Origin of the sequence: Streptococcus bovimastitidis, assembly GCF_001885095.1 — a bacterium.
Taxonomy (GTDB): domain Bacteria; phylum Bacillota; class Bacilli; order Lactobacillales; family Streptococcaceae; genus Streptococcus; species Streptococcus bovimastitidis.
This window is the reverse complement of sequence record NZ_LZDD01000001.1, coordinates 197823-221916: the sequence shown is the minus strand read 5'-3', so window position 1 is coordinate 221916 and position 24094 is coordinate 197823. Positions and strand designations below refer to the sequence as shown.

At 38.3% G+C, this 24094-nt stretch carries 22 protein-coding genes; all 22 read right to left on the bottom strand.

Annotated elements, in window-relative coordinates; all coding sequences use genetic code 11:
• Positions 1-27: 27 nt before the first annotated feature.
• The 22 genes from A9Q68_RS01075 to A9Q68_RS00970 all read right to left on the bottom strand — a co-directional run bounded on the left by A9Q68_RS01075 (position 28) and on the right by A9Q68_RS00970 (position 24060).
• Complete coding sequence (locus tag A9Q68_RS01075) at positions 28-240, bottom strand: hypothetical protein (RefSeq protein WP_071792816.1); 213 nt, start codon at positions 238-240, stop codon at positions 28-30.
• The gene (locus tag A9Q68_RS01070; protein WP_071792815.1) at positions 240-446 is read right to left on the bottom strand and encodes a helix-turn-helix domain-containing protein; all 207 of its coding nucleotides are present in this window, start codon (positions 444-446) and stop codon (positions 240-242) included. The genes A9Q68_RS01075 and A9Q68_RS01070 overlap by 1 nt, the downstream gene beginning before the upstream one ends.
• A 38-nt stretch (positions 447-484) precedes the next feature.
• On the bottom strand, positions 485-1057 hold the full coding sequence (locus tag A9Q68_RS01065) for a hypothetical protein (protein WP_071792814.1): 573 nt from the start codon (positions 1055-1057) through the stop codon (positions 485-487).
• Positions 1058-1207: 150 nt separating this feature from the next.
• Complete coding sequence (gene rlmD, locus A9Q68_RS01060) at positions 1208-2839, bottom strand: 23S rRNA (uracil(1939)-C(5))-methyltransferase RlmD (RefSeq protein ID WP_071792813.1); 1632 nt, start codon at positions 2837-2839, stop codon at positions 1208-1210.
• Positions 2840-2911: 72 nt separating this feature from the next.
• Positions 2912-4345 carry an LCP family protein gene (locus tag A9Q68_RS01055; protein WP_071792812.1) on the bottom strand — a complete coding sequence of 478 codons (1434 nt, stop codon included), beginning with the start codon at positions 4343-4345 and terminating at the stop codon, positions 2912-2914.
• Positions 4346-4510: 165 nt separating this feature from the next.
• Complete coding sequence (locus A9Q68_RS01050; protein ID WP_071792811.1) at positions 4511-5002, bottom strand: shikimate kinase; 492 nt, start codon at positions 5000-5002, stop codon at positions 4511-4513.
• Positions 4995-6278: a 3-phosphoshikimate 1-carboxyvinyltransferase gene (gene aroA / locus A9Q68_RS01045; RefSeq protein ID WP_071792810.1), complete on the bottom strand. Its 1284-nt coding sequence runs from the start codon at positions 6276-6278 to the stop codon at positions 4995-4997. The genes A9Q68_RS01050 and aroA overlap by 8 nt, the downstream gene beginning before the upstream one ends.
• An 82-nt stretch (positions 6279-6360) precedes the next feature.
• Complete coding sequence (locus tag A9Q68_RS01040) at positions 6361-7326, bottom strand: YihY/virulence factor BrkB family protein (protein WP_071792809.1); 966 nt, start codon at positions 7324-7326, stop codon at positions 6361-6363.
• A 1-nt stretch (position 7327) separates the two neighbouring features.
• Positions 7328-8188 (bottom strand): methionyl aminopeptidase, encoded by an 861-nt coding sequence (locus tag A9Q68_RS01035; protein ID WP_071792808.1) that lies wholly within the window; start codon positions 8186-8188, stop codon positions 7328-7330.
• A 24-nt stretch (positions 8189-8212) separates the two neighbouring features.
• Positions 8213-9496 carry a CBS-HotDog domain-containing transcription factor SpxR gene (spxR, locus tag A9Q68_RS01030; RefSeq protein ID WP_071792807.1) on the bottom strand — a complete coding sequence of 428 codons (1284 nt, stop codon included), beginning with the start codon at positions 9494-9496 and terminating at the stop codon, positions 8213-8215.
• Complete coding sequence (locus tag A9Q68_RS01025; RefSeq protein ID WP_071792806.1) at positions 9489-10040, bottom strand: GNAT family N-acetyltransferase; 552 nt, start codon at positions 10038-10040, stop codon at positions 9489-9491. Before A9Q68_RS01025 ends, spxR begins: the two co-directional genes overlap by 8 nt.
• A gap of 144 nt (positions 10041-10184) precedes the next feature.
• Positions 10185-11978 carry a glycoside hydrolase family 3 protein gene (locus A9Q68_RS01020; RefSeq protein WP_071792805.1) on the bottom strand — a complete coding sequence of 598 codons (1794 nt, stop codon included), beginning with the start codon at positions 11976-11978 and terminating at the stop codon, positions 10185-10187.
• Between the two features lie 25 nt (positions 11979-12003).
• Positions 12004-12807, bottom strand: a complete 804-nt coding sequence (locus tag A9Q68_RS01015; protein ID WP_071792804.1) for an HAD family hydrolase — start codon at positions 12805-12807, stop codon at positions 12004-12006.
• 339 nt (positions 12808-13146) lie between these two features.
• A complete protein-coding gene (locus tag A9Q68_RS01010; protein ID WP_071792803.1) occupies positions 13147-13986 on the bottom strand; it encodes an SDR family oxidoreductase in 840 nt (279 codons plus the stop codon).
• A 25-nt stretch (positions 13987-14011) separates the two neighbouring features.
• A complete protein-coding gene (locus A9Q68_RS01005) occupies positions 14012-15106 on the bottom strand; it encodes a mannonate dehydratase (protein WP_071792802.1) in 1095 nt (364 codons plus the stop codon).
• Between the two features lie 30 nt (positions 15107-15136).
• Entirely contained in the window at positions 15137-16534 is a 1398-nt protein-coding gene (gene uxaC, locus A9Q68_RS01000) for a glucuronate isomerase (RefSeq protein WP_071792801.1), read from the bottom strand.
• Between the two features lie 12 nt (positions 16535-16546).
• Entirely contained in the window at positions 16547-17167 is a 621-nt protein-coding gene (locus A9Q68_RS00995) for a bifunctional 4-hydroxy-2-oxoglutarate aldolase/2-dehydro-3-deoxy-phosphogluconate aldolase (protein WP_071792800.1), read from the bottom strand.
• A 117-nt stretch (positions 17168-17284) separates the two neighbouring features.
• Positions 17285-18013 carry a FadR/GntR family transcriptional regulator gene (locus A9Q68_RS00990; protein WP_071792799.1) on the bottom strand — a complete coding sequence of 243 codons (729 nt, stop codon included), beginning with the start codon at positions 18011-18013 and terminating at the stop codon, positions 17285-17287.
• Positions 18014-18051: 38 nt separating this feature from the next.
• Entirely contained in the window at positions 18052-19842 is a 1791-nt protein-coding gene (gene uidA, locus A9Q68_RS00985) for a beta-glucuronidase (RefSeq protein WP_071792798.1), read from the bottom strand.
• Positions 19843-19853: 11 nt separating this feature from the next.
• Positions 19854-20879 (bottom strand): sugar kinase, encoded by a 1026-nt coding sequence (locus A9Q68_RS00980; protein WP_071792797.1) that lies wholly within the window; start codon positions 20877-20879, stop codon positions 19854-19856.
• A gap of 69 nt (positions 20880-20948) precedes the next feature.
• Positions 20949-22493, bottom strand: a complete 1545-nt coding sequence (locus tag A9Q68_RS00975; RefSeq protein WP_071792796.1) for an MFS transporter — start codon at positions 22491-22493, stop codon at positions 20949-20951.
• Positions 22494-22800: 307 nt separating this feature from the next.
• A complete protein-coding gene (locus A9Q68_RS00970) occupies positions 22801-24060 on the bottom strand; it encodes a UDP-N-acetylglucosamine 1-carboxyvinyltransferase (protein ID WP_071792795.1) in 1260 nt (419 codons plus the stop codon).
• Positions 24061-24094: the final 34 nt, after the last annotated feature.

Genomic DNA, 24094 nt, shown 5'->3' with positions numbered 1-24094 from the left:
CAACCATTATTTTAATGGATAATAGCTCTAAGAAGCACATAAACTATCAGTTTCTTCAGTTTCTAACTTTGGTAGAAGCTTCAAAACCTTTGATTTTACTGAACTATTTGCCTCTGTCATTATTATGACACGAGACCCCCTTGCAGCATCCGAAACTTTTGTTTTTATTACTTGATTATCCTCACCAATAAAGCGTTCATCAGCCTTTAATACTTTTTCTAATTCATCTAAAAATCTCATTAGTCTTCCTCCACATAACTTACAATATCTCCAACATCACATTTAAGACTTTCACAAATTCTCGCTATAACATCCATGCTTATAATTTCATTCTTACCTAACTTCGCTAATGTAGCAGAAGACATTCCTATGCTTTGTCTTAATTCTTCTTTATTCATTTTCTTTTTTTCGAGTAATTTCCAAAGATTACTATAATTAAATGCCATATTATTTTCTTTCACCCTTAACTAAGCAACCACTTATTCTATACTTGTATAGATTCGTTATACTGATTAATTTTTTTATTCAACTCATTACTAAAATACAATTTAGCATCTTCTTTTATTTCATAATCAAAATCTGCTTCTATTATTTCGTCACAATTAACGCAAAATAATTTTTCTTTTCCATAGGATATATGATTATGTTGTCTTTTAGTTGTTAACTCTGCTCCGCAATGGCAAATTGGTCTAAAGTTCTCTATTTTTATTCGATTATCGTATGTTTTAACTAATTCCCACTTATAATGAATCCCTTTATAAACACCATTAGTAAAGTCCATAAAAACTGGTCTAATAGTATTTACTTTAGATTTGCTTTTTATATCAAAATATAACTTATTAACAAAAACTAATATTAGTAAAAAAACTAATACTTGCCATAGTCGAAGCTCTATTGATAAAAGATTTACTAAAAATGTAATTAATATTTTCCATATGCTTTTTAAGGCAGTAAAAAAATCAACCTTTTCAATAATTGCATAAATAATTGATGAAATGACATTGATAGCTACTGCTGAAATAAAGACATATAGTCCACTTTTTTCTTTTTTATTCATATTTTCCTCTAGCTTTCAAACCTTTTACTTATTAAAGATTATTATATCAAATAAAGCATGATTTATCAGCCTGTTATAACTAGAAAGTTTTCTAGCATAGAAAAAAGTACTTCTGATTCTTAGATCAAAAGTGCTTTCAATATTTTCAAATTAAATCATTTTAAAATGCTCTAAAGCCTCTCTGATCGCTTCTTCCTTTTCAGGTGGGCAATTTGGAACAATTGGATTTTCTTTTTTAGATACATTATAGTTTTTGCCAACTTCCAAGCCACATTTTCTTTTAATCTGTGAAATATACAAATTAGAAACCTTCATATCGTTCTTCTTTAAAACATAGTCCTTAATTTCTTCATAGGTCGCTTTGCTTTCAGAAGCAGTAATATCTAGCTCGTCCATATCTAATTTTACTTTTATATGTTGGTCGACATCTAGTTTGGACAAAAGTGCAACCGTCTCAATGTGATGCGTATGTGGAAAAAGATCCACCGGCTGCACTTTCTTGAGGTCGTAGCCTAGTTCTTGGTAGAGTTTAATGTCACGCGCCATTGTGGCTGGGTTACAGGAAACATAGGTGATTTTCTTTGGTTCCATGGCGACACTGGCTTTGATAAAGCTTTCGGTTAGGCCTTTGCGTGGTGGGTCAACTAGGATGACACTTGGCTTGATGCCTTCTTTGCTCCATTTTTCCATTGCTGCTTCTGCTGTGTCCACTACAAATGTTGCATTGCGGATGCCATTTCGTTCCGCATTTTTCTGAGCATCTTTGACCGCAGCTTCGACCACTTCGACGCCGTAAACTTTTTTGACTTTTTTGGCAAAGGAAAGACCAATGGTTCCGATTCCTGAATAGGCATCAATAACCACGTCATCTTGGCTCAACTCTGAAAAATCCATAGCAGTTTGGTAGAGTTTTTCAGCCATAACAGTATTAACTTGATAGAAAGATTGGGCTGAAATCATGTAGTCGTTGCCCAACATGCTGTCAGAGATGTAGTCTTGGCCGTAAAGCACTTTAAAGTCCTTACCGAAAATAGCATTGCCATTTTGATCGTTAACATTTTGCATGATGGAAACGACTTGCGGAAAGGCTTCTGTAATCATTTGTACCATTTGATCCACGCGGAAAACTTTAGGACGGCTTGTGACAAAGACTAGCATCATTTGGCCAGAATAATGGCCACGGCGGACTACCAAATTTTTAATCAGGCCGGACTGGTCTGCTTCATTATAAGGGCTAACTTGGAAGCGGCGTAAGAGGTCACGAACGAAAAGAATTAATTTATCGATTTCTTTGTCTTGGATGTAAAAATCACTGATTGGCAATAAATCATGGGAATTTTTTCTAAAAAAGCCTGTTTCTAATTGACCATTAACACGCCTAACAGGGATTTGAGCCTTGTTTCGGTAAGCATAGGGTTGCTCCATACCAATGGTCGGCAAGACTTCTACGCTATCAATACCAGATGTTTTATGGAGATTATCTTTAACTTGTTTGGCTTTAAAAAGCAATTGTTGATCATATGCTAAATGACCAAAGTCTGCGATGCCTGTTCTTAAATAAGCCGCGTCTAGGTCTTCATTGCGATGTGGGGATTTTTCTAGGTATTCTTCAACTTTACCAAAACCAATCTTTTTATTGAGTTTTAATACGCGCATGGCAATTCGTTCACCTGGAAGAGCATTTTCCACAAAAAAGACGAAACCGTCAACTTTGGCTACACCTGATCCTTGGTGACTTAAATCTTCAATAACGACTTCAACAATTTCATTTTTCTTTAACATGTTTTTTCCTTTACTTTGGGAAAGGTTGGCACTAAAAAAGAGCAACCTTAGTTACTCTTCATTATAACATAATTAACGTAATCCCAATTTACTTAATTTTTTTTGATATTTGGAAAAATCGATGTAGAGGGCTTGCCCTCCATACATGTCAAATTCATCTACCCAATCTCCTTGAGTGGGAATGGTGATGTGGTCAACATTTGAGCCTTTTGGAAGGGTTGAGATGCCTTTTTGAACAAGAATTGGGAAAGGAATGTTAGAGGAAGTTAGGGCATAAAGTTTACCTAAGGCAGCTGAACCTGTGAACAACTTAGTAGGATTTTTCAATTGTGAGAGGACTGCTGCCATCACTTGTTGCTGACGAATGGTACGACCATAGTCACCATCATCATCCTTACGAAAACGGGCGTAATTGAGAAGTGTACGGCCATCCATTCGTTGTTTACCTACTTTGATGGTTTGCTCTGGAACAACGCCATCTTTCATTCTCAAATCATCCGGCACTTGAACGGAGTCAACAGCTTCCCCTGAAATCGTCGCAAATTTAGCATCAATTTCAACTCCATTCGGGTACAAGGTATCAATCGCTTCCGCAAAAGATTGAAAATCGACCATCATGTAATATTTACAATCAATATCGAAATTATGTTTCAAGGTTTTTCTGACCATCTCAGCCCCTTGATGATCATCTTGTTCTCCAAAACTGAAGGAAGAATTGAGTTTTAAATCATAGGAGTCACTGTCATTATAGCTATAACCAGGAATATTTACCAAGGTATCGCGCATGAAGCTAACAATCTTAATTTTATTATCTTTATTGCCAACATTGACCACCATAATAGTGTCCGTACGAGCTTCGCTGGTTGTTTGCGTCACCCTTTGATCTGATCCTAATACCAGAATATTTGTACCATCCTTACTATCAACACCATTAAAGGTTTCCGTAACAGCAGGTTTGTATTTATCTTTGTTAGCTGAAATATCTAAATACCCCTTAACAAACATAAAGATAGCACCTAGCAGAATAAGACAAAGGAGAATTCCTATAAGTTTAAGATATCTTTTCCAACGCCCTTTTTTCTTTGGCTTTTTATGATTTTGAGGTTTGGCATATTCTTCCTGTTCTTGATAAAAGTGATCTGCTCCTACTAGGTATTCTGGAAGGGGCTCCTCTTTTTTGACTTTTGCTTTTTTCTTTGCCCGACGCGATAGGGGTTCCTGAGTTGGGTAGAGTGGTAAACCATTAGGGAGTGTTTCGTCTTGCCAATGCTCCTCTTCTGGATAGTCTTCTAGGTAATGATTTTGACTAGCAGAAAAATCCTGAAAAACGTGATGGTTCTCAGCTTGGTATTCTTCTTGAACAGACCCTTTGCCTGCCTCCATTTTGGATTTTAAATAACGGTATTCTCTTTCCTCATTTTCACTGAGGTAACTCAAGTTCCTCAGCAGGTAAAAATACCTTAGTTCTTCATGGTGACTTAAACCATTATTTCCTTGTCTTGCCATATCATGTCCATTTACTTATCTGTATTTCTCTCTCAAATACTATCAATAACTTCTATTATAACGTAACTTCCCTGACTTGTCTGTGAAAAATCAAGATTTTAAGAAAACTTAAGAAAACCTTAAGCTTTTTGCTCAAGGTTCTTCCTTAAATTTTGGCACAATTTCCTAAATACTTTTAATAATTCGGACAATTTCTTCAGGAGTCCGATGGTCAACATTAATGATTAAATCCGATAAACCCTCATACAGGGTCATGCGCCGCTCAAAGATACCGTGAAAATCTTCTTTAGAATTATTCAAAAAAAGTGGTCTCTGAAAATTCTTGTCTTTTTTGATGCGGTCATAGAGAACTTCAAAGGATGCGGAGAGCAGAATATTATGTTTACGGTTTTGCCGTAATAGCTGACGGTTGGCTTCGCTGATCACCACTCCCCCTCCTGTTGAAACAATATAGGATTCGTCGAGAATCATTAATTCTGCTAGCAGAGCTGATTCCAATTCTCGAAAGGCAGCTTGGCCTTTATGGGCAAAGAAATCGGAAATGGACATGCCGATGCGTTCTTCAATAATCATATCCATATCTAAAAAATGGTCGTCTAAGAGGCAGCCGATTGTAGTCTTGCCGGCTCCCATGAAACCTAGTAATACTTTAGGCATTTTCTAACCTTTCTAAATCCTTAAAGAATTCTGGATAACTAGTTGCAATTGCTTCTGCTCCCTCTAATTGGACATTGCCTTCTTTTACCAGAAGGGCTGCAATGACTGTCATCATGGCAATGCGGTGATCTAATTGGGCATCAACTTGGCAGGCTTTTAAGGGCTGGCCACCTGTAATGATCATGCCATCAGGCAAGTCTTGGATTTGGACACCCATTTTTTTTAAGATATCCGTTACTACTGAAATGCGATCCGTTTCTTTGTAGCGCAATTCTTCAGCATCCTTAATCACGGTTTGCCCTTGGGCTTGGCTTGCTAGAAGGGCTATGATTGGGAGTTCATCAATCAATCTCGGTATTAGGTCACCTGAAATTTCCGTCCCTTTTAGTTGCGAGTATGAGACTTCTAGTGTTGCTGATTTGCTTTTGGCATCAACGGATAGATAATTTACTTGGCCACCCATGGCTTTGATGACATCTAAAATTCCAGTTCTTGTCTCATTAATCCCGACATTTTCCAGAATGATTTGCGATCCTGGAACGATTAGTCCTGCCACTAACCAAAAGGCGGCACTAGAAATATCTCCTGGAATTCTGAGCTTTTGACCTTTTAATTTTTGTGGACCTGTAATACTAATCTTCTTACCATTCTGTTCAATCCGCCCACCAAAGAGCCTGATCATATCTTCGGTGTGATTACGTGTAATGGCTTTTTCTTTTAGTTGAGTCTGGCCTGTAGTCTGTAAGCCAGCAAATAAGATAGCTGATTTAACTTGGGCAGAGGCAACTGGTAGGTCATAGGAAATGGCTTTAAGTTTAGAGCTACCTTTTAGGTTAAGCGGGGGTAAATGGCGCTGCCCCTGGCCTTGAATCTTGGCACCCATTAATTCTAGTGGGATGGCAATTCTGTCCATTGGGCGCTTGCTCAGGCTGGCGTCGCCCTTGAGGGTAACTGTCCAATCTTGACCTGCTAAGATTCCAGCTAAGAGTCGCATAGAAGTCCCTGAATTCCCCATATCAAGAGAAGATTGAGGCTCCTTAAGACCAGCAAAACCTTGCCCTTCAACTAGATAACGATTCTTATTTTGATAAATGCGGACGCCCATTTTTTGAAAAGCACTTATTGTAGCTAAGACATCCTGACTCTCTAGGAGCCCTTCAATTTCGGTCAGACCTTCAGCGATGGCACCAAAAATAATAGCACGGTGGCTAATGGATTTATCACCTGGAACTCTGATTGTCCCTTTTAAAGCTTTTACATTGGATTTTAGTAACATGATTTCTCCTTGTTCAATCCTTAACATTTTATCATAAGTCTGACAGAACTTCTAGATGAGAAAAAGCTAAGACAATGATGTCCTAGCTCTCATCTATATTTCGATTTTCTTTTGTTTCCGACTTTTTCTTTTTGCCAAAAAGGCGTTCAACAATGGAGGCTACATTTCCTCTTCGTCCGACCAATTTCCCTTGGTCTAATTCCTGATAAGTAGCATTACAAATAGCACCAAATATCAAGATTCGAGCTAGAAATATAAACCAAAGCATCATAATGAATATCATGATTGACCCAAACATTTTGATATCAACCATGCGTTCAACACTATGGACCACATAGTTAGCAACCATATTACTCATAAAGGTCATCACAAATGCTGTCAGGAAAGTTCCTGGTAAGATGTAACGAATCTTATGAATCTTGATATTTGGTAATAGGAAATAAAGAACCATGATACCAAGAAAGATAATGGTAATAGTAATGGGTTGGATTAATATTAAGAAGAGTGACGTGACATTATCACTCAGATGATAATGTTTATCCATGACTTGAATAGCAGCCTTTGAAAAGGTTGAAAAAATTAGGACAAAGGTTAATAAGAATAGGATGAAGACACTAATTAGTAAGCCAATAATATGTCCGACTAAAAAATCTCTGTGTTGTGATGCACCATAGGCTTTATTGATAGCTTTTTGCAAGGAGGTCAGTGATCTAGACATGGTCCAAAGACCGGCTACTGTCGCCATACCCAAAATACTACCCGCTGGTTTAGAGAAAATATTGGTCACAACTGAGGCTGCAGGTTTGTAGATATCTCTTGGCAAGTTTTGCTTCATTAAATTCAATAGGTCTGAGATGTCAATATTAAGATAGGGGAAAATATTAGCAGCAATAATGATGAGAGGAAAAACCGTTAATATCAGATAATAGGCCACAGCTATAGAAGACAGGTCCATTTCGGCACTGATAAAGTGTTTCATAAAGGCCTGAACAGGTTCATATTGCCATTTTTCTATTAATCTTGTCAAAAAGTTCTTCTTCTTTTCCATATTAATAAGTTCTTTCTTCTCCCTGACTGGTCAAGATTCTTGGACCATCTTTAGTAATCACAAACTGGTGTTCATACTGGCAAGATAGGCCACCATCTAAGGTTTTATGAGCCCATCCTGTTTTCATATCCGTATCAATTTCCCAAGTGCCAGTATTAATCATTGGTTCAATAGTTAAGACCATACCTTCTTTAAGGCGTAAGCCACGTCCAGCGACACCATAATTTGGTACCATCGGTTCTTCATGCATTGTTGGCCCAACACCGTGACCAACTAAATCACGAACGACACCATAGCCACGACTTTCAGCATAATCTTGAATGGCAGCACCAATATCACCAATACGATTGCCAACTTGAGCTTTTTCAATACCAATATACATGGCTTCTTTGGTAACATCCATTAAGTCTTTTACTTCTTGGCTAGGCTTACCAACAGCGTAAGCCCAACAAGAATCAGCCAAACCACCTTTATAAGGCTCAGTCAAAGCTTTCATTTGTTTAACATTATCAAAATCTAAAGCTGCTACATCCACAATAGATTTTTCAAGTGGCATACTTAAGACTGTGTCAACCTTTAACAAATCACCCTCTTTTAGGATGTAATGTCTTGGAAAGGCATGGGCCACTTCATCATTCAAAGAACAACAAGTAGCATATGGATAGTCCATCATATGACCGTCAACACCAATTTGCAAGGGAAGCACATTTTCTTCCTTACAGCGTTTCCGAACATATTCTTCAACTTCCCACATATCAACACCTGGTTTAATAATCTGGCGAAGGCCAATATGAATACTTGCTAAAAAATCCCCAGCAACATCCATTGCCTCAATTTCACGCGCAGATTTCAATGTAATCATTCTTTTTTATCTCCTCAAACTAACTTAATTTATTCGACTTGTAATAACTGCTTTTGCCACAATTTGATTATTGATATAGATTTCAAAGTCAACTATACCACTTCTTCTGGTTTCCGTAATGATTTTCGGGTAAATTTTTAACTGATCTTCAATCTGTGCAGCATGTAAAAAGTATATCATCATTTGCTCAATAATGATATTTTTTTGATATTTCCGAGTCAGCACTTTAACAGTGATTTCCTTCAGAACTTCCGAAATTATCCCTTGAGCTAAGTTACCAGTACTATCAATCATATTTGGTTCAACAATTAATTGGAAAAAGTGATTGTATTCTTCTAATTCCGAAACAATTTGTTCACTATAAGTATTGTGATTGATGGATGGGCTCTTTTTTAAATTATCCATAGCATGACGTCTAGTAATAACACCCATAACTCGGTTATCGTCGTCGACCACAGGTAACATGTTGAGATCTTCGAAAATCATCTTTTGCCCGACATTAGCTAGGCTCGTTTTCGGATAGACCACAATAGGATCCTGCGACATAATCTCACGAATAATGGTGCTTGGTTCACGGCCAACAATATCGCGCATGCTGACAACGCCGGAAATTCTATTCTCTTTATTAAGAACTGGAAAACGCACATTACTGGTTGCCTTAGCCAAGCGGTTAAAATTGGCAATAGAGTCAAGCTCATGAATGTAGCCATAATCATCTAGTGGAATTAAAGCACTCTCAACAGTCTTCAAATCCGTCTTAATTCGGAAATTAAGCAAGGCATGGTTAATCAAGGTTGCAACCGTAAAGGTATCGTAACGGGTCACCATGACAGGAATACCCAGCTGATTGGCAGTTGAGAGAACCCGATTTGAGATAGGGAAACCACCTGTAACCAAAATAGCGTTATGATTTTTCAATGCTAGAAGTTGAATTTCTTCACGGTCCCCAACAATGAGAAGGCCCCCTTTAACCAAGTAACGACCAATATTTTTTTCGGTCATGGCACCAATAGAGAATTTCGAAAACTCATGACTGAGACCCACATGACCAGCCAAAACCTCAGAATTAGAAATTCTAGCAATTTCAGTATAGGTTAATTTGTCAATGCGCATCCGGTTTTTCCGTTCAACCCGAACTGTCCCACTCCGTGGCTTAGTTTCAACAATACCACGATTTTCCGCCTCTTTAATGGCCCGATAAGCTGTCCCATCGCTAACCTTTAAGTGGTTAGAAATACTACGGACACTCACTCGCTTGCCAATAGCAAGTTTCTCAAGATACTCTAAAATTTCCTGATGTTTACTCATGATAATCACCTTTAGTTATTTGGTATTCACAATATTCACGCATTTTATGGGTATAACGGTCACTGCCCTTAAATGACTTTTTAAAGACAAAGGAAGTAGCTTTTGCAACAGCCTGACTAGCCAAATTCTCCCTGTGAGTCACAATATAAAGAGACTCTAAACCTAACTGTGACAGTGCCCGCGAAGCGACCAATCTGACTGCTTCTGTCATATAGCCCTTGCCACGATAATCTGACCGCAAAAAGTAGCCCAATTCCGATTTGCCATCGCTTAAAGTCACATTCTCGAATTTAATAAAGCCAATCATTTGATCCTGATTTTTTAGGCAAATGGCCCAGCATCCTAGCGGATTTTTCAAAAAAGCATGGGTCAAAAGGTAATCACTCTCGAACTTAGTTGCCACTGCTGGAAAAATAAACGAAAGCTCTTGGGCATCCGATACAATCTCAAAAAAGGCTGACGCATCCGCATAAGTCACTGGCCTTAAATACAAGCGATCACTCTCTAGAAAAGACAATTTCGCCAATTGCGTCCAAAAATCCATAAGCACCTTTTTCCTTGCCTAGTTTGAGATAATTATAACAGATTTTTAGCTAATTTACTATAACAGATTGATGAAAAGTCGAAACTGTATCAATCACAAAAAAAAAGACTCTGAAATCAGAGTCTTTAGCCCTATTAAAATGGCTTATTTAGGCTGTCTCCAAATATGTGTATCAATCAAGCCACAGAAAGCATCAACTGATGAGACACCTGTAAATTCAGATTCACCAGCTAATTTACGAACAAGGGCTTCCATAGTATTTGGTTTGCCATCGTAAGCATTGATATATGTCCCTGTTTGAGGCATATCAGCAAGAGCGAAAGCATGTTGAACAGAAACAACGATAGATGGAATTTCATGAACGTAGAAAGGTTGGTCTGGCGTACCTTTAGCAGCTGGCCAGACAATTCGTTGAACCGTTCCACCAGAGTTAACATCAACCAAGTTAATGATTAAATCATAATTGTCAGTCAAGTTAGAAATTGGTTGTTTTTGAGCGTAAACATTAGCAAAAGCTGCTGCCCGTTCACTTTCAGGTAACTTCATGATTCTTTCTTCCGTAGATTCCCAAACAGTCACCTGATGACCACGTGCCTCAAGCAATTCTTTAACATGATCAGAAGCTCGTTTTTTATTTCCGGCAATCATAGCACCGAAGCCACCCTTATGACCTTCAACGTTGACAATCAAGATACGTTTGTAACGGTCAGGAGTCACAGGGAAAATGTCTTTTTGTTTGTCTTTAACAAGGGTAATAGCCTTATCCGCAACTTGATCAGAAATAGCTTTCGCTTCATCAGTATTAATGAGAGCCATTGCTTCTTCTTTCGGTAAGAATAAGTCTTGACGGCGTCCTTCAAATTTATGAAGGCCTAATTTAGCACGGAGACCAAGGGAACGACGAAGGGCATCATGCAAGCGTTCATCTGAAAGAATACCATTTTCATAGCCTTCCTTCATCCATTGCAAGTCTTCTTCTGGGTCATTAAAGAACAAGAAGAGGTCACAACCAGCTTCAATAGCTGTTGGCAATAATTCACGACGTGGCATTGAAGCCGTCATGGCAACCATGTGTGAAGCATCGGTAACAATTGCCCCATTGTAACCTAATTCACCACGAAGTAATTCATCAAGCAATGTTTTGTTTAAAGATGCTGGTAACATCTCATCCAGGTTACGTTCAGGATGCATTTCTTTTTCAACATTTGGCAAGTGAATATGCCCTGACATAATTCCAGGTAACCCAGCTTCAATCAATTCACCATAAATGCGACCGAAAGTAGACATCCATTCTTCCTTGCCCATTGGGTTTGAAGCATAGGATAAATGGTGGTCACGCTCGTCAATACCATCGCCTGGGAAGTGTTTGGCAAATGGCATAATGTTGTGCTCCATAATCCCTTTCATATATTGTTTAGAAAGGTCAATAATTTGGTCAACATTTGAACCCCAAGTACGGTTAGCAATAATTGGATTACGCCAGTTGCGGGTAATATCAACGATTGGGGCAAAGGAAGCATTACAACCTACAGCTGATGCTTCAATACCAGCAATACGACCCATTTCATAAGCAAATTGAGAATCATTTGTTGCAGCAATCTTAATTTCATCACCAACCATAGTACCATCTGTAACGGCACCATCACCACCAGCTTCGGTATTAGCAGCAATTAACATTGGCCATTTTGATTTGGTTTGTAAAATAAAGTTTTGATCGTAAATCTCACTAGCAGGTCCTTTATTATAACGAACGGCTGCGATATGGTAATCATTTAAAACTTGAGTCAAATAGTCTTCTGAACGGCTAGCTCCCATATTGAAGAATAATTGACCAATTTTTTCATCAAGTGTCATCTCGCTTATGGTTTTCTCAACCCAAGCAATTGCTTCTTGATCTAAGTTAAAGGGTTTTTTGGTTAAATCAACTAAATGTGTCATTATAAATTCCTTTCTGACCTTACGTCTACTCTAAGTTTTTCCAAAAAGCATCTTTGAATGCTTCTTTATCCTGATGGCTTAAGTTACCATTAACAAAAGCATTTGCGATTTTATCTTTTAAATTAAGCCAAGAGAATTCTTCTTTCCCAACAAGGATTGGATAAAAGCTAACAGCATTTTGCTCAGCAGCTGCTAAATCACCAGGTGAATCACCAACCATCATGATTTTTTCAGGGTCAAAGCCTTCTTTAATCAGACCAGCAATGACATCTTCTTTCTTACCTCGGTCTTGACAATAGAGGTCGTCAACATGAGTCATCAAGCCTTGTTCTTGCCACTCTTCTTCAACCGCTTCCTTGTTAGCAGAACTTACAACATAAATCTTACCTAGCTCATGACATTTTGCCAGGGTTTCAAGAGCACCTGGAAAAGCTAAAGCATCACCTTCATAGACCTTAATCTGACGGTTGACTTCATTTGACCAGTCCAAAGCCTTCTGCAAATCATCACTTGGATTCTTGGCGAGAGCCTCTTCCAATGACTGATTTGAGAGGGAATTGGTTGTTTCAACCCACTCTTTAAGAGCTGAGATATTTTCCAAACCAGCATATTCCAAGCCCATAACCAAACCAACAAAACGGTTAACACCACGGGTTTTCGAAAAAAGATTAACCCGATCCCATTCCTTCAAAAAGTCTTCTTTTTGGGAAATACCAAAGGTGTCAGCAGCGATGGGACCAAAAAACAATTGGTGTTTGTAGGTCATGGTATCCATGGCACAACCATCGGAATCAACACAAAAGACATAGCTTTGCTTTACATCTGTCATAAGAACCTCCATTTTCCTGTAATTCATCTGATGAATTTATTATAACACGACTTGAAAACGGTGTCAATTAAAAAAATAACTTATTTTTAAGTTAAAATCATATGACCACTTTCTGTTTTTTCCAAAGACCTAAATCATCTGTTTGAAAAATTGTTTGAAATATGAAACGACTGCTTTTGCGTATTTTCAGATGAATGCTGTGGGCTTAGAGCTTGATCACTTTTCAATCTAAATCAAAAAGCCCTGGGCCTTTAGGGAGATTAACTAAAGGTCAGAGCTTTTATAATTTTTAGAGAAGACACACTATTAGCTTTGCGATGTCACAAAGTGACGAAAAGATTAAACACCTGAGTAGGCAGCAAATCCACCATCGATTGGTAATACGACACCATTTACGAAGCTTGCTGATTGTTCGTCAGCTAGGAAGAAGAGTCCGCCGATCAATTCTTCAGCTTCACCAAAACGTCCCATTGGAGTGTTATTAAGGATTTTTTCAGCACGAGCAGTTGGTTGACCATCTTCAGAGAAAAGAAGGCCACGGTTTTGGTTAGTTACAAGGAAGCCCGGAGCGATGGCATTACAACGAATACCAACCTTAGAGAAGTGAACGGCTAACCATTGGGTAAAGTTACTGATTGCTGCTTTTGCACCTGAATATGCAGGGATTTTTGTTAGTGGTGTGAAGGCATTCATTGATGAAATGTTAATGATGTTTGCGCCTGGACGACCAACCATATCTTGTGCAAAAACTTGCGTTGGTAACAAGGTACCTAAGTAGTTTAGGTTGAAGACAAAACTGATACCTGCTTCATCTAAGTCGAAGAAAGTTTTTGTTTCTGCTGGTAAATCAAGTGTATGGAATTCATTGTCAGTTGTTGCTTTTGGTGAGTTACCGCCAGCACCATTTACTAAGATATCAGTCACGCCAAGATCTTTAAGAACAGCCTGACGAACTTCTTCTAAGTTTTCTTTTGAAAGAACATTAGCTTTATAAGCTTTAGCAATGCCACCTTCTGCTTCAATTTCATCAACGAATTTTTGAGCTGCTTCTTGATTAAGGTCTAAGAGGGCAACTTTAGCACCTGCTTTAGCGAATTCTTTAGCCATAAAGCCACAAAGGACACCACCAGCTCCAGTTACAACAACAACTTTATCTTTAAAATCAATTACTCTAGCCATATTATTCCTCTTTCTTTTCTCTTAATTATTTATTGCCAACTGTTTTTGCTTTTATACCGAAGTCAGGTGTTTTACCTGCTGCACGCATATTAGCTTCATATAAACCATTAAAGTAAGTTGCACCTAAGGCACGATCGTAAAGTCCGTAACCAGGTGTTTTGGTTTGGTCACCCCAAATGCGACGACCATGGTCGGGACGAAGAGACCCTTTCCAATCATAGTCTACTAAAAGTTTGATAACACCGTTCATGTCGATATCACCAGCTTGTGACAAGTGTGCTGTTTCTTGGAAGCCCCAATCACCAGCAGTTACATTACGTGTATGCATAAAGTTGATACGGTTGCGTTTCAAAGCATACTCTGTCATAGCAAGAACATCATTTTTAGGATCTGAAGCGTATGAACCAACACACATGGTAATACCGTTATTTTCTGAATCATAGATATTCAAGAAACGTTCAACTGCTTCTTGACCAGTAATAATTCTAGGTAAACCAAAGATACCATAAGGAGGATCATCAGGGTGAATCGCCATTTTAACGCCAGCTGCCTCAGCTGTAGGCATGATGGCTTTAATAAAGTAGTCTAAGTTAGCCCACAAATCTTCTTCAGAAATATTATTGCGGTAGTTTTCAATAATGGCTTTCATTTCTTCTTTAGAATAAGATGAATCCCAACCTGGTAGGTTTAAGTCATCCGCTACAGGATCAACACCTTCTAAGTCAGATTTTAAGAAAGCTAGGGAAGTTGACCCATCTGGTAGTGGATGGTTTAAGTCTGAACGAGTCCAGTCGAAAACAGGCATGAAATTGTAACAAACAACTGGAATTCCAGCTTTACCAACGTTTTCAATGGATGTTTTGTAGTTCTCAATCAACTGATCACGTGTGTCTTTACCTTGTTTGATATCTTCGTGAACTGGAATTGATTCAATAACTGTAATTTCTAAACCAGCATCCTCTACCATTTTTTTCAATTCTAAAATGTTTTCCAAAGGCCAAGCCTGACCAACAGGAACATCATAAACTGCTGTTACAATCCCTTGCATACCAGGAATTGCTTTAATTTCTTCAAGGGTTACAGGATCATTTTTCCCGTACCATCTAAATGACATTTTCATCTTAATACCTCTAGTTTTCTGTTTTCTTTTTTAGTTAAAATAGGCTTGCGCATTGTTATAAGCAATGTCCTGAGCCATCTTGCCCAGAGCATCATAATCTTCAGGAACTTGGCCTTGGCTGATCCACTGACCTAAGTAGTTTGCAAGTATTCTGCGGAAATAATCATGACGTTGGTAAGACAAGAAACTACGTGAATCTGTCAACATGCCAACGAAGTTCGCTAAAATACCTTGTTCTGCTAAAGCATCCATTTGACTAATCATACCAAGCTTAGTATCCGCAAACCACCAACCTGCACCAAATTGAAGATAAGATTTAACCCCAACTTCATTAGCTTGGAAGTTGGCAAGGGTATTAGCCACCGCAATGTTATAGGATGGGTTAAGGTTATACCAAATCATTTTTGGCAGACTGTCCTTTTGAACAAGATTATCCAAGAGACGGTTCATATTAAGGGTTAAAGCAGTTTGGTCACCCATGGAATCGATACCAACATCAGCACCTAATTTTTTGTAAAGTTCTGAATGATTATTCCGAAGTGCTCCAAAGTGAACTTGTGTGATAAAACCATATTTTTTATATAGTCGGCATAATTGAGCAAAAAGTGCTGTTTGCCATTGTTTGATATCTAAGGAAGCCAATTTTTCACCCTTAAGCGCTTTAGCTAACAAGTTATCTATGACTTGGTCATCCGCTTCTTCAAAAACAATTTCCGTAAAGGAAATATCACTTGCCTTACAACCATGTTGAGCAAAGTAGGCAATCCGTTCTTCTAAAGCAGCCACAAAAGATTGGAAATCTGTAATCTGATGATTGGTTTTTTCACTTAAACCTTTCACAAAATCAGCAAATTGAGCATGTTCAATAAAAGCTTGGTCCGGTCTGAAAGTCGGTGCAACAGTTGTTGACATACTCTCATCAGCAGCTAGTTTGGCATGCCATTCCAAATCATCTAATGGATTATCGGTTGTTCCAATAAAGGTAACTTTGCTTGCTGCAATTAGTTTTCTTGGTGAGATTTCTTCTTTTTGAATGTAAGCATTGAGACGATTGTAAATTGCTTCAGCATTTGCTTCTGTTAGGACTTCTTCAATCCCAAAGACATTCTTCAATTCCATTGCTGACCAATGGTATACTGGGTTACCATAAGCTCGTTGCAAGGTTCTAGCAAAAGCTTTGAATTTGCTTAATTTATCAGCGCTACCAGTAATCTCATCTTCTGAAACACCGTTAGCACGCATGAGACGCCATTTGTAGTGGTCACCACCAAGCCAGATATCAACAATATTTTCGTAAACCTTGTCTTCAAAGATTTCTTTAGGATCTAAATGGCAATGGTAATCAAAAATAGGTTGGTCTTTAATGTCTTGATAGATGCGTTTAGCAGCATCCGTTTGTAACATAAAATTGTCATCATTGAAAGCCATAAGCTACTCCTCTTATTTGTCTAAAGCTGAAACAAAAGCCTTTGCTACTTCTGTAACACTTTCGTATCCTTGACTGGCAACATTTCGAGCTAAAGCTGAGCCAACGCCAACAGCTACCGCACCTGCTTTTTTCCAGTCAGCAACATTATCGATTGAAACACCTCCCGAAGGCATTAAAGCAACTTCTGGGATTGGCCCGTGAATATCTTTAATAAAACCAGGTCCAACTTGTCCACCAGGGAAAAGTTTAATGATTGGGCAAGATGCCTTCATAGCAGTAACAACCTCTGTAACGGTCGCACAACCTGGGAAATAATAGACCTTATTTTCCTTAGCTAAACTTGCAATTGCTGGATCAAAATGAGGACTTACTAGGAAGACAGCACCTGCATCGATGGCTTCTTGTGCTAACTTGCTATCCATAACTGTACCCGCACCAATGACCACATCCTTACGATTTGCAAATTCCTCAGACAAATCTGCCATAACTTGGGCTGCATTTGGTGTGGAAAAAGTGATTTCAATATTGCGAATCTCCCCAGCAATAGCATAGCGTGAAATCTCTTTAGCATCCTCTTCATCCGCTCCACGTACCACTGCAAAGAAGTAATTTTCTTTTAAGACATCTAACATAGTGACCTCCTCATTTGTAATCGTTATCATAATTCTATTATAGAAGTCATCAGATGAATTGTCAAGGATTTTATATCAAAATCGAAAAAAAGATCAGATTTCTCTGATCTCCTTCTCTTATTTTTTATGATTATCTGTTGCTGGTAGACCTTGGATGTCAATTTTCTTATCAAACCAATCGTTTAAAACCGTTTGTCTAACAGTCAATATATGGGCAAGCATGCTATCATATGCAGCAATTGGGTGGCGAGATTGAATAGCTTTTAAAATATTTCGATGGGCATCAATACTCGTCTGTTTCATCTGACGATTTGAATAATCCTCATTAATGATTTGAATAGACTGATTGATAACCGGAATCATACTGGTAACAGCAATATTACCACTCATTTCAGCAAGCATACTATGGAATTTAACATCCAATTCCAAATGGATGGGATCATTTTCTGCCAGAGCCTTCTCGATGGCTAAGACAACCTCTTCCAACCTAACAATATCTTCGTCGGAAGCAAATTGAGCTGCCCGCTCAGCGATTCTCGGCTCCAAAAGATAGCGTAACTCAAATAAGTCAGTTGTTAACTTAACCCGGTCTTTAACAAAGGCAAAGCCAAAAGGGTCTTCTGCCACACCTTTTTTGGAACTAATGTATGTTCCTGAACCTTGTCTGACCTCTAAGATATTACGAGTCGCTAAACTACGAACAGCTTCACGAACAGTACTTCTACCAACATCTAAATCTTGAGCTAATTCATATTCATTGGGAAGCTTAGCACCAATGGGATAATCACGTTCTAATATCAATTGTAACAAGCGTTCTGCTGCTTGTTCTACTAATGGTCTAGCCATTTTGTCACCTCTTCTAATTTACCTATTACTATTGTACACTATTTCTTTTTGTAATGGTAATTAGGAATGGCTTGCCAACGTTTTCTGAAATCTTTAACCACTTGTTTGGGCTGACGATTTCTTGAGAAGAGTCCTTTGTGATTTCCTTGCACGCGCAGAATCATCAAATTGGTTTCAAAGTCCGCAAAGTTCCAAACCTGCTCACCAACCAAATTAGGAATTTCATCGAAGACACCATGAGTCATTTCATAAAAGGCTGACTGGAATTCTTCAGTATAAGGAATATCCCATGAAGAATGGAGACCTGGTAAGGTATCAGCACCATATTCCGTCATGATGATTGGTTTTTCCGGGAATTTTTCTTGCCATTGTAAGAGTTCTTGACGAAGACCTTTTTCACCTTTTTTCAAATCACCATGATCGATATACCAACCATAATAACGGTTTAAGCAGATGACATCTACCAAATCCATAGCCAAATCTTTATCCGGTGTCGCCATCAAGATATTTACTAAGGTAACAGGACGTTTTTGTGGATCCAAGTCTTTATAAAGTTTAACTAAGGGTTCAAAATATTCGTGTGCCCCTTGTTCATGACTGGCAGGCTCATTGGCCACCACCCACATGACCACTGATGGGTGATTTTTATCGCGAGCAACCAATTCTTGTATCGCCAATTCATGGGCTTCTTTGGTTTCCATTTTCTGCCAAGTGCCATTATCTTTCCCATCAAGGTCGAGTGATGCGGTAAAGTTTTGGAATAAGCCAACGGCAGGGATTTCGTCAATAACAAGAATACCCATGCGGTCTGCCAAGCGCATCATTTCCTCTGAATAAGGATAGTGAGAGGTTCTGAAAGAATTAGCCCCCATCTCTTTCATCAAGTTCAAGTCCATTAAGTTAGCTGCCTCATTAAGGCCGCGGCCGTTTATAAAGGTATCCTCATGTTTTCCGAATCCTTTAAAGTAAACTGGCTTGTTATTCATTAAGAATTGGCCATTCTGCACAGCGATTTTCCGGAGACCAAAAGGTTCTTCATAGACATCTAACAGCTGACCATTCTTGTAGGTTTCAATCCGAGCTGTGTATAAATAAGCATCTAGAACTTCCCATAGTCTGATTTGGTCTAGGTGAATGTCAGACGAATCAGATTCAGCTAGGACTTTGCCATCTTCATCCATAATGGTGAAACGATAGCTATCAACAGCTTGGCTAGTTTCTACTGCAATATGAAGGTCGGCACTTGATAAATCATCTGATAGTTGGGATGTAATGACAATCTCTCTAATATGGTTTTTTGGTCTAACAACTAGTTTAACGGGACGATGAATGCCAGCATAGTTGAAGAAATCAAAGTTTTCTTTGACAACTTTGCGAACTTGACCATCGTCATCTATTTCTTCAGAATAATTACCTACTGGAAGAGTACTGTAATCAAGAATATTATTGGCACAGACTGATAAGCGTAAACTAGACTCATTGACCAATTGATCAGGTACAACTATCTCGAATGGTGTAAAGCCACCTTTATGTTGACCAAGCAGTTGTCCATTGACATAGACTTTGGCGTGATGGGTTACTGAGCCAAAACGCAAGACCAACTCTTCATTTTCAGCTACTTTGGGAATTTCAAGTGTTCTTTCGTACCAAAAATCTCCGATATAATTGCGTTTATCTTTATCTACAACCACATCATTAAAAGAACTTGGGACAACCATAACTTCTTCATTTGGTAAGATTTCTTGGGGATTATGGTCTCCTAATTTAAATTGCCATAAACCACTCAAATCATAGACACTTCTACTTTTACTAAAACTTGGATATAACATTATTTTTCTCCTTATCGTTTGATTTCATGTGACTCTTGGTATAATAATTGTTCAATATCGTGTTTGGTCACAACATTGATATCACCTTCAATAGTATGTTTAAACTTAAAGCAAGACATGGCTGTATCGAGAACTAATTGAGCTGGGGATTGATTTAATAAGCCATGAATCAGCCCGGCTGTAAAGGCATCACCTGTTCCAACACGATCTAGCACTTGAATGCCAGCTTTCTCAGTTTTATAAAGTTGCCCATTTTGATAGAGAAAAGCTTTCAATTGGTATTCATTAGTATGGGTGCTTTCTCTTTGGGTAAAAGCAATACTTTCTAATTGGTAGCGTTCAGCTAATTCCTTAAGAACTTGCTTTAATAACTCTTGATCTTTATAGGGCCTTGACAGACCTAGTTCATCTTTCAAGTCTCCATCTTGACCTACCAAATCAATGGGCTCAAGACCAATACAAACATCAGCCAGTTTTAAAAGGGGCGATAATTTTTCTCGGGCATCTTGGAAAGAATCCCATAAGCTAGCTCGGAAATTCAAATCAAAGGATATTTTTATCCCTAATCCCTGTGCCTTCTCCATCAAGAAATAGGTTAAGTCATACAAATCAGTCGTTAATGCCGGCGTGATGCCTGAGACATGGAACCAATCCGCTCCGTCAAATACCTTAGCAAAATCAAAATCAGCCAGTTTGCTTTCCCAAAAAGCAGAATACTTACGATCATAAGTGACTCGACTAGCCCGCAAAGAAAAGCCTTTTTGATAGAAATAAAGTCCTAAACGATGACCTTTTCTAAGAATATAATCTTGGCCGATTTGTTTAGAAAAAAGAAATTGTTCTGTCATCCGTCCCAAGTCATTATCAGGAATAACTGATATCAAGGAAACTTGATGACCCAGTTGCGCCAGCGTCGCCAAGACATTAAGTTCTGACCCTCCGAACTGACAATCCAATTGATTGACCTGTGTTAAGGTCTGGTATTGAGGTGGACTTAAACGTAATAAAATTTCACCTAATGAAACGACTTTTTTCACATTAACCTCCTATATTATTCTTTTCCTATAAAGAAAACAGCTCACTTGAGGTGAAGCTGTTTCTTTGAATTAGTCTTTGTCGACTGGATAATCGGTTACATCAACATAATCCATATCAGTTAATGGCACGTTTTTAGCAATCGCTTTAACACGTTCATCACTTGAAGCAGACTTCATGACTTGAATTTTTTCTTGAATGCGAACCATTTCTTCTTTGTCTAGTTTATAGAATTTCATTAAGAAGAGAGCAACTAGTAAAGAGATAAATGGAATACCTACTAATAAGATAATTGTAGCCATTTTAAGTTCTGGTGTCAAAGGTGTTTCCATTGTTGGAAATTTTTTAGCAAAACCAATTGTCGCTAAGATTGCACCGACAACCATTGGTGCAAAAGATGAGGCAATCGAATCTGTTAAGGAGAAGATTGTTCCGATCATCCCTGAAACATAACGACCAGATTCAGATGTTTCGTAGTCAGAAATATCCGCACCCATTGTTAATACAAGTCCTGCTGGTGCCTGGCTTAAATAGCGTGCAGCAATATAAGTGATGATAAATGCAATGGTATATAAATTAATGTTTGTTAAACTTAAAGAACCAGGTTTACCAAAGAATAATACGACTCCAAATACAAGAAGTGAAATGAGAGATAACTGTAAAGCCTTAATATATGAAAAACGCAAGCCTTTTTTACGTGCCATTGCTGAAATCCAGATATTGATTAAGACACCAGGAACAACAAAGAGTAATGAGAATTGACCAGATAAGCCATAGTTACCAAAAAGGATTCCGTAAAGCATTACCATAACAACTGAATCCCCAAAGAATTGAACAGTGAATTTTACCAAAGCAGCTGCTATAGAAAGCACTTGTAACGGTTTGTTACCTTTAAGAACTTTCCAATAATCTTTGAGTTGCGTTTTCTGTGTTTTCTCTCCGAGTCCAAAATATTCTTTACGGTCCTTAGACCAAATACCAATAACTGCGAGGGTAGCCAATACTGCCGAAATAACAATGGTACCATAGATTAAGGCATTAAAGAATTGAGGAGTGAAATTTCCAAACTTAGGAATTAAGAATGAAGAAACAACGAATTGTCCACCAGTCATCAATGAAGTTGTCATCACTGCATCTACGATATTGAAGATTGGACGTTGTTTTGGATCATTGGTAAGAGCTGTTTGCCCTGCTTTAGTAATGGTTTGTTGCATTGAATACCCGATTTTATGAATAATCAAAACAATGACAAATAGAGGGAAACGAATACCTTGATCAACATTTGCTAAAGCTAAGAGCATAATCAATGATAAGGCAGTAATGATATTACCTAGAACTAAAATAGGACGGTATTTCCCGAATTTTGTTTCTGTCTTATCAATCAGAATCCCGATTGCCGGATCAATAAAACCATCAAAGATTCGAATATAACCCATAATCTGACTAACAAAGATCGCTGCTAGACCTAAGATACCTGTAGAAAAGTAAGTCACAAACATAAAGGCAAATAAATAAATATTTGTGGATGCGTTATTTAGAGCAAATAGCACTAATTGCCAAACTTTCGCACGGTTGTATGTGACAACTTCTTGTCTTTCCTCAAATGTTTTCTCCATTAGAGAAACCTCCTTGTTTTTGCTACCATTTTTTGGAAGCGTTTTATTTACAAGTTAATAATACTATTCATCTGATGAATTGTCAACTATATTTTTAAAAAAACATTAATTTTATAAAAAAAGCAGTAAATACGGAGAATTTGTAGCCGAATTTTTATCTTTATTCCTTAATTCATCTGATAATTCTAACATAAATTATGTAAGTCATCAGACAAAAAGAGCCAGGGACAATCTTTTCCCTGGCTCTATATTTTTTAGATACCGAATGAAAGCAAGTTTCAAACTGGTATTCTTCTAACTTCCTAAACTATTCTTCGATCAAGGAGATATCTGCTCCTAAATCTTGAAGTTTCTCGATGATATTGGCATAGCCGCGTAAAATAAATTCAATGTTGCGAATTTCTGTTTTTCCTTCTGCCATCAAGCCTGCTGTCACAAGTGCTGCACCTGCTCTTAAGTCAGTTGCTTTTACTTGAGCGCCCGTCAAATGATTTGGACCATGATAGACAATTTGTCCACCAACAATTGAAATGTCGGCTCCCATTCTTGCCATCTCTGGAACATGGTTAACCCGTTTTTCGTAGATGGTATCAATAATGGTTCCGCGTCCATTTGCTGTTAATAAAAGTGGTGTCATTGGTTGTTGTAAGTCTGTCGCAAAACCTGGATATGGTGATGTTTTAATATTAACAGCTTTAAGATTTTCTTGTTTTTCAACAAAAATGGCATCTTCTTCAACTGTCATCCTTACACCCATTTCTTCAAGTTTGGCAATAAAACTCTCAAGGTGCTCATACAGAACATTGGTAACTTTAACACCATCACCAATCGCTGCCGCCAAAGCAATATAGGTACCTGCTTCTATACGATCGGGAATCACTTGGTGATTTGTTCCATGAAGGGTATCAACACCCTCAATAGTGATGATATCTGTACCCGCTCCCCGAATATGAGCACCCATATTGTTTAATAAGGTTGCAATATCGATAATTTCTGGCTCTCTAGCCGCATTCTCAATTACGGTTTTCCCATCAGCTCGGGTCGCTGCTAACATGGTATTGATTGTTGCCCCAACACTTACCGTATCCATATAGATATGGGCACCATGGAGACGACCATCCTTAGCTTCAAGATGCATGTTTTCCCCTTCAAAGGAAACCTCTGCCCCCATAGCTTCAAAAGCTTTAAGGTGAAGATCAATAGGACGAGGTCCTAGGTCGCAGCCACCAGGAAGACCAACAGTAGCTTTACCAAAGCGACCTAAAAGCGAGCCATAAAAATAATATGAAGCTCTTAGACTATTAATTTTTCCGTAAGGCATGGGAATACTTTGAACTTGACTCGGGTCAATAACAAGAGTCTCTCCTTGATAATCAACCTCAGCCCCCATGATTTCCATGATTTCAACTAAAGAATCCACGTCACTGATGGCTGGAACACCATCTAAAGTGACTTTGTCGCCAGCTAAAATAATCGCTGGAATTAATGCCACTACACTGTTTTTAGCGCCAGAGACCGCTACTTCCCCTGACAATCTTTTGCCGCCGTTAATGATAATTTTTCGCATACTTTCAAATCTCTCTTAAACTAGAATTCAACCT

Excerpts from the sequence above, each read along its gene's own strand:
- A9Q68_RS01075 (WP_071792816.1), bottom strand. The coding sequence starts at position 240 with ATGAGATTTTTAGATGAATTAGAAAAAGTATTAAAGGCTGATGAACGC.
- A9Q68_RS01070 (WP_071792815.1), bottom strand. The coding sequence starts at position 446 with ATGGCATTTAATTATAGTAATCTTTGGAAATTACTCGAAAAAAAGAAA.
- A9Q68_RS01065 (WP_071792814.1), bottom strand. The coding sequence starts at position 1,057 with ATGAATAAAAAAGAAAAAAGTGGACTATATGTCTTTATTTCAGCAGTA.
- rlmD (WP_071792813.1), bottom strand. The coding sequence starts at position 2,839 with ATGTTAAAGAAAAATGAAATTGTTGAAGTCGTTATTGAAGATTTAAGT.
- A9Q68_RS01055 (WP_071792812.1), bottom strand. The coding sequence starts at position 4,345 with ATGGCAAGACAAGGAAATAATGGTTTAAGTCACCATGAAGAACTAAGG.
- A9Q68_RS01050 (WP_071792811.1), bottom strand. The coding sequence starts at position 5,002 with ATGCCTAAAGTATTACTAGGTTTCATGGGAGCCGGCAAGACTACAATC.
- aroA (WP_071792810.1), bottom strand. The coding sequence starts at position 6,278 with ATGTTACTAAAATCCAATGTAAAAGCTTTAAAAGGGACAATCAGAGTT.
- A9Q68_RS01040 (WP_071792809.1), bottom strand. The coding sequence starts at position 7,326 with ATGGAAAAGAAGAAGAACTTTTTGACAAGATTAATAGAAAAATGGCAA.
- A9Q68_RS01035 (WP_071792808.1), bottom strand. The coding sequence starts at position 8,188 with ATGATTACATTGAAATCTGCGCGTGAAATTGAGGCAATGGATGTTGCT.
- spxR (WP_071792807.1), bottom strand. The coding sequence starts at position 9,496 with ATGAGTAAACATCAGGAAATTTTAGAGTATCTTGAGAAACTTGCTATT.
- A9Q68_RS01025 (WP_071792806.1), bottom strand. The coding sequence starts at position 10,040 with ATGGATTTTTGGACGCAATTGGCGAAATTGTCTTTTCTAGAGAGTGAT.
- A9Q68_RS01020 (WP_071792805.1), bottom strand. The coding sequence starts at position 11,978 with ATGACACATTTAGTTGATTTAACCAAAAAACCCTTTAACTTAGATCAA.
- A9Q68_RS01015 (WP_071792804.1), bottom strand. The coding sequence starts at position 12,807 with ATGACAGATGTAAAGCAAAGCTATGTCTTTTGTGTTGATTCCGATGGT.
- A9Q68_RS01010 (WP_071792803.1), bottom strand. The coding sequence starts at position 13,986 with ATGGCTAGAGTAATTGATTTTAAAGATAAAGTTGTTGTTGTAACTGGA.
- A9Q68_RS01005 (WP_071792802.1), bottom strand. The coding sequence starts at position 15,106 with ATGAAAATGTCATTTAGATGGTACGGGAAAAATGATCCTGTAACCCTT.
- uxaC (WP_071792801.1), bottom strand. The coding sequence starts at position 16,534 with ATGGCTTTCAATGATGACAATTTTATGTTACAAACGGATGCTGCTAAA.
- A9Q68_RS00995 (WP_071792800.1), bottom strand. The coding sequence starts at position 17,167 with ATGTTAGATGTCTTAAAAGAAAATTACTTCTTTGCAGTGGTACGTGGA.
- A9Q68_RS00990 (WP_071792799.1), bottom strand. The coding sequence starts at position 18,013 with ATGGCTAGACCATTAGTAGAACAAGCAGCAGAACGCTTGTTACAATTG.
- uidA (WP_071792798.1), bottom strand. The coding sequence starts at position 19,842 with ATGTTATATCCAAGTTTTAGTAAAAGTAGAAGTGTCTATGATTTGAGT.
- A9Q68_RS00975 (WP_071792796.1), bottom strand. The coding sequence starts at position 22,493 with ATGGAGAAAACATTTGAGGAAAGACAAGAAGTTGTCACATACAACCGT.
- A9Q68_RS00970 (WP_071792795.1), bottom strand. The coding sequence starts at position 24,060 with ATGCGAAAAATTATCATTAACGGCGGCAAAAGATTGTCAGGGGAAGTA.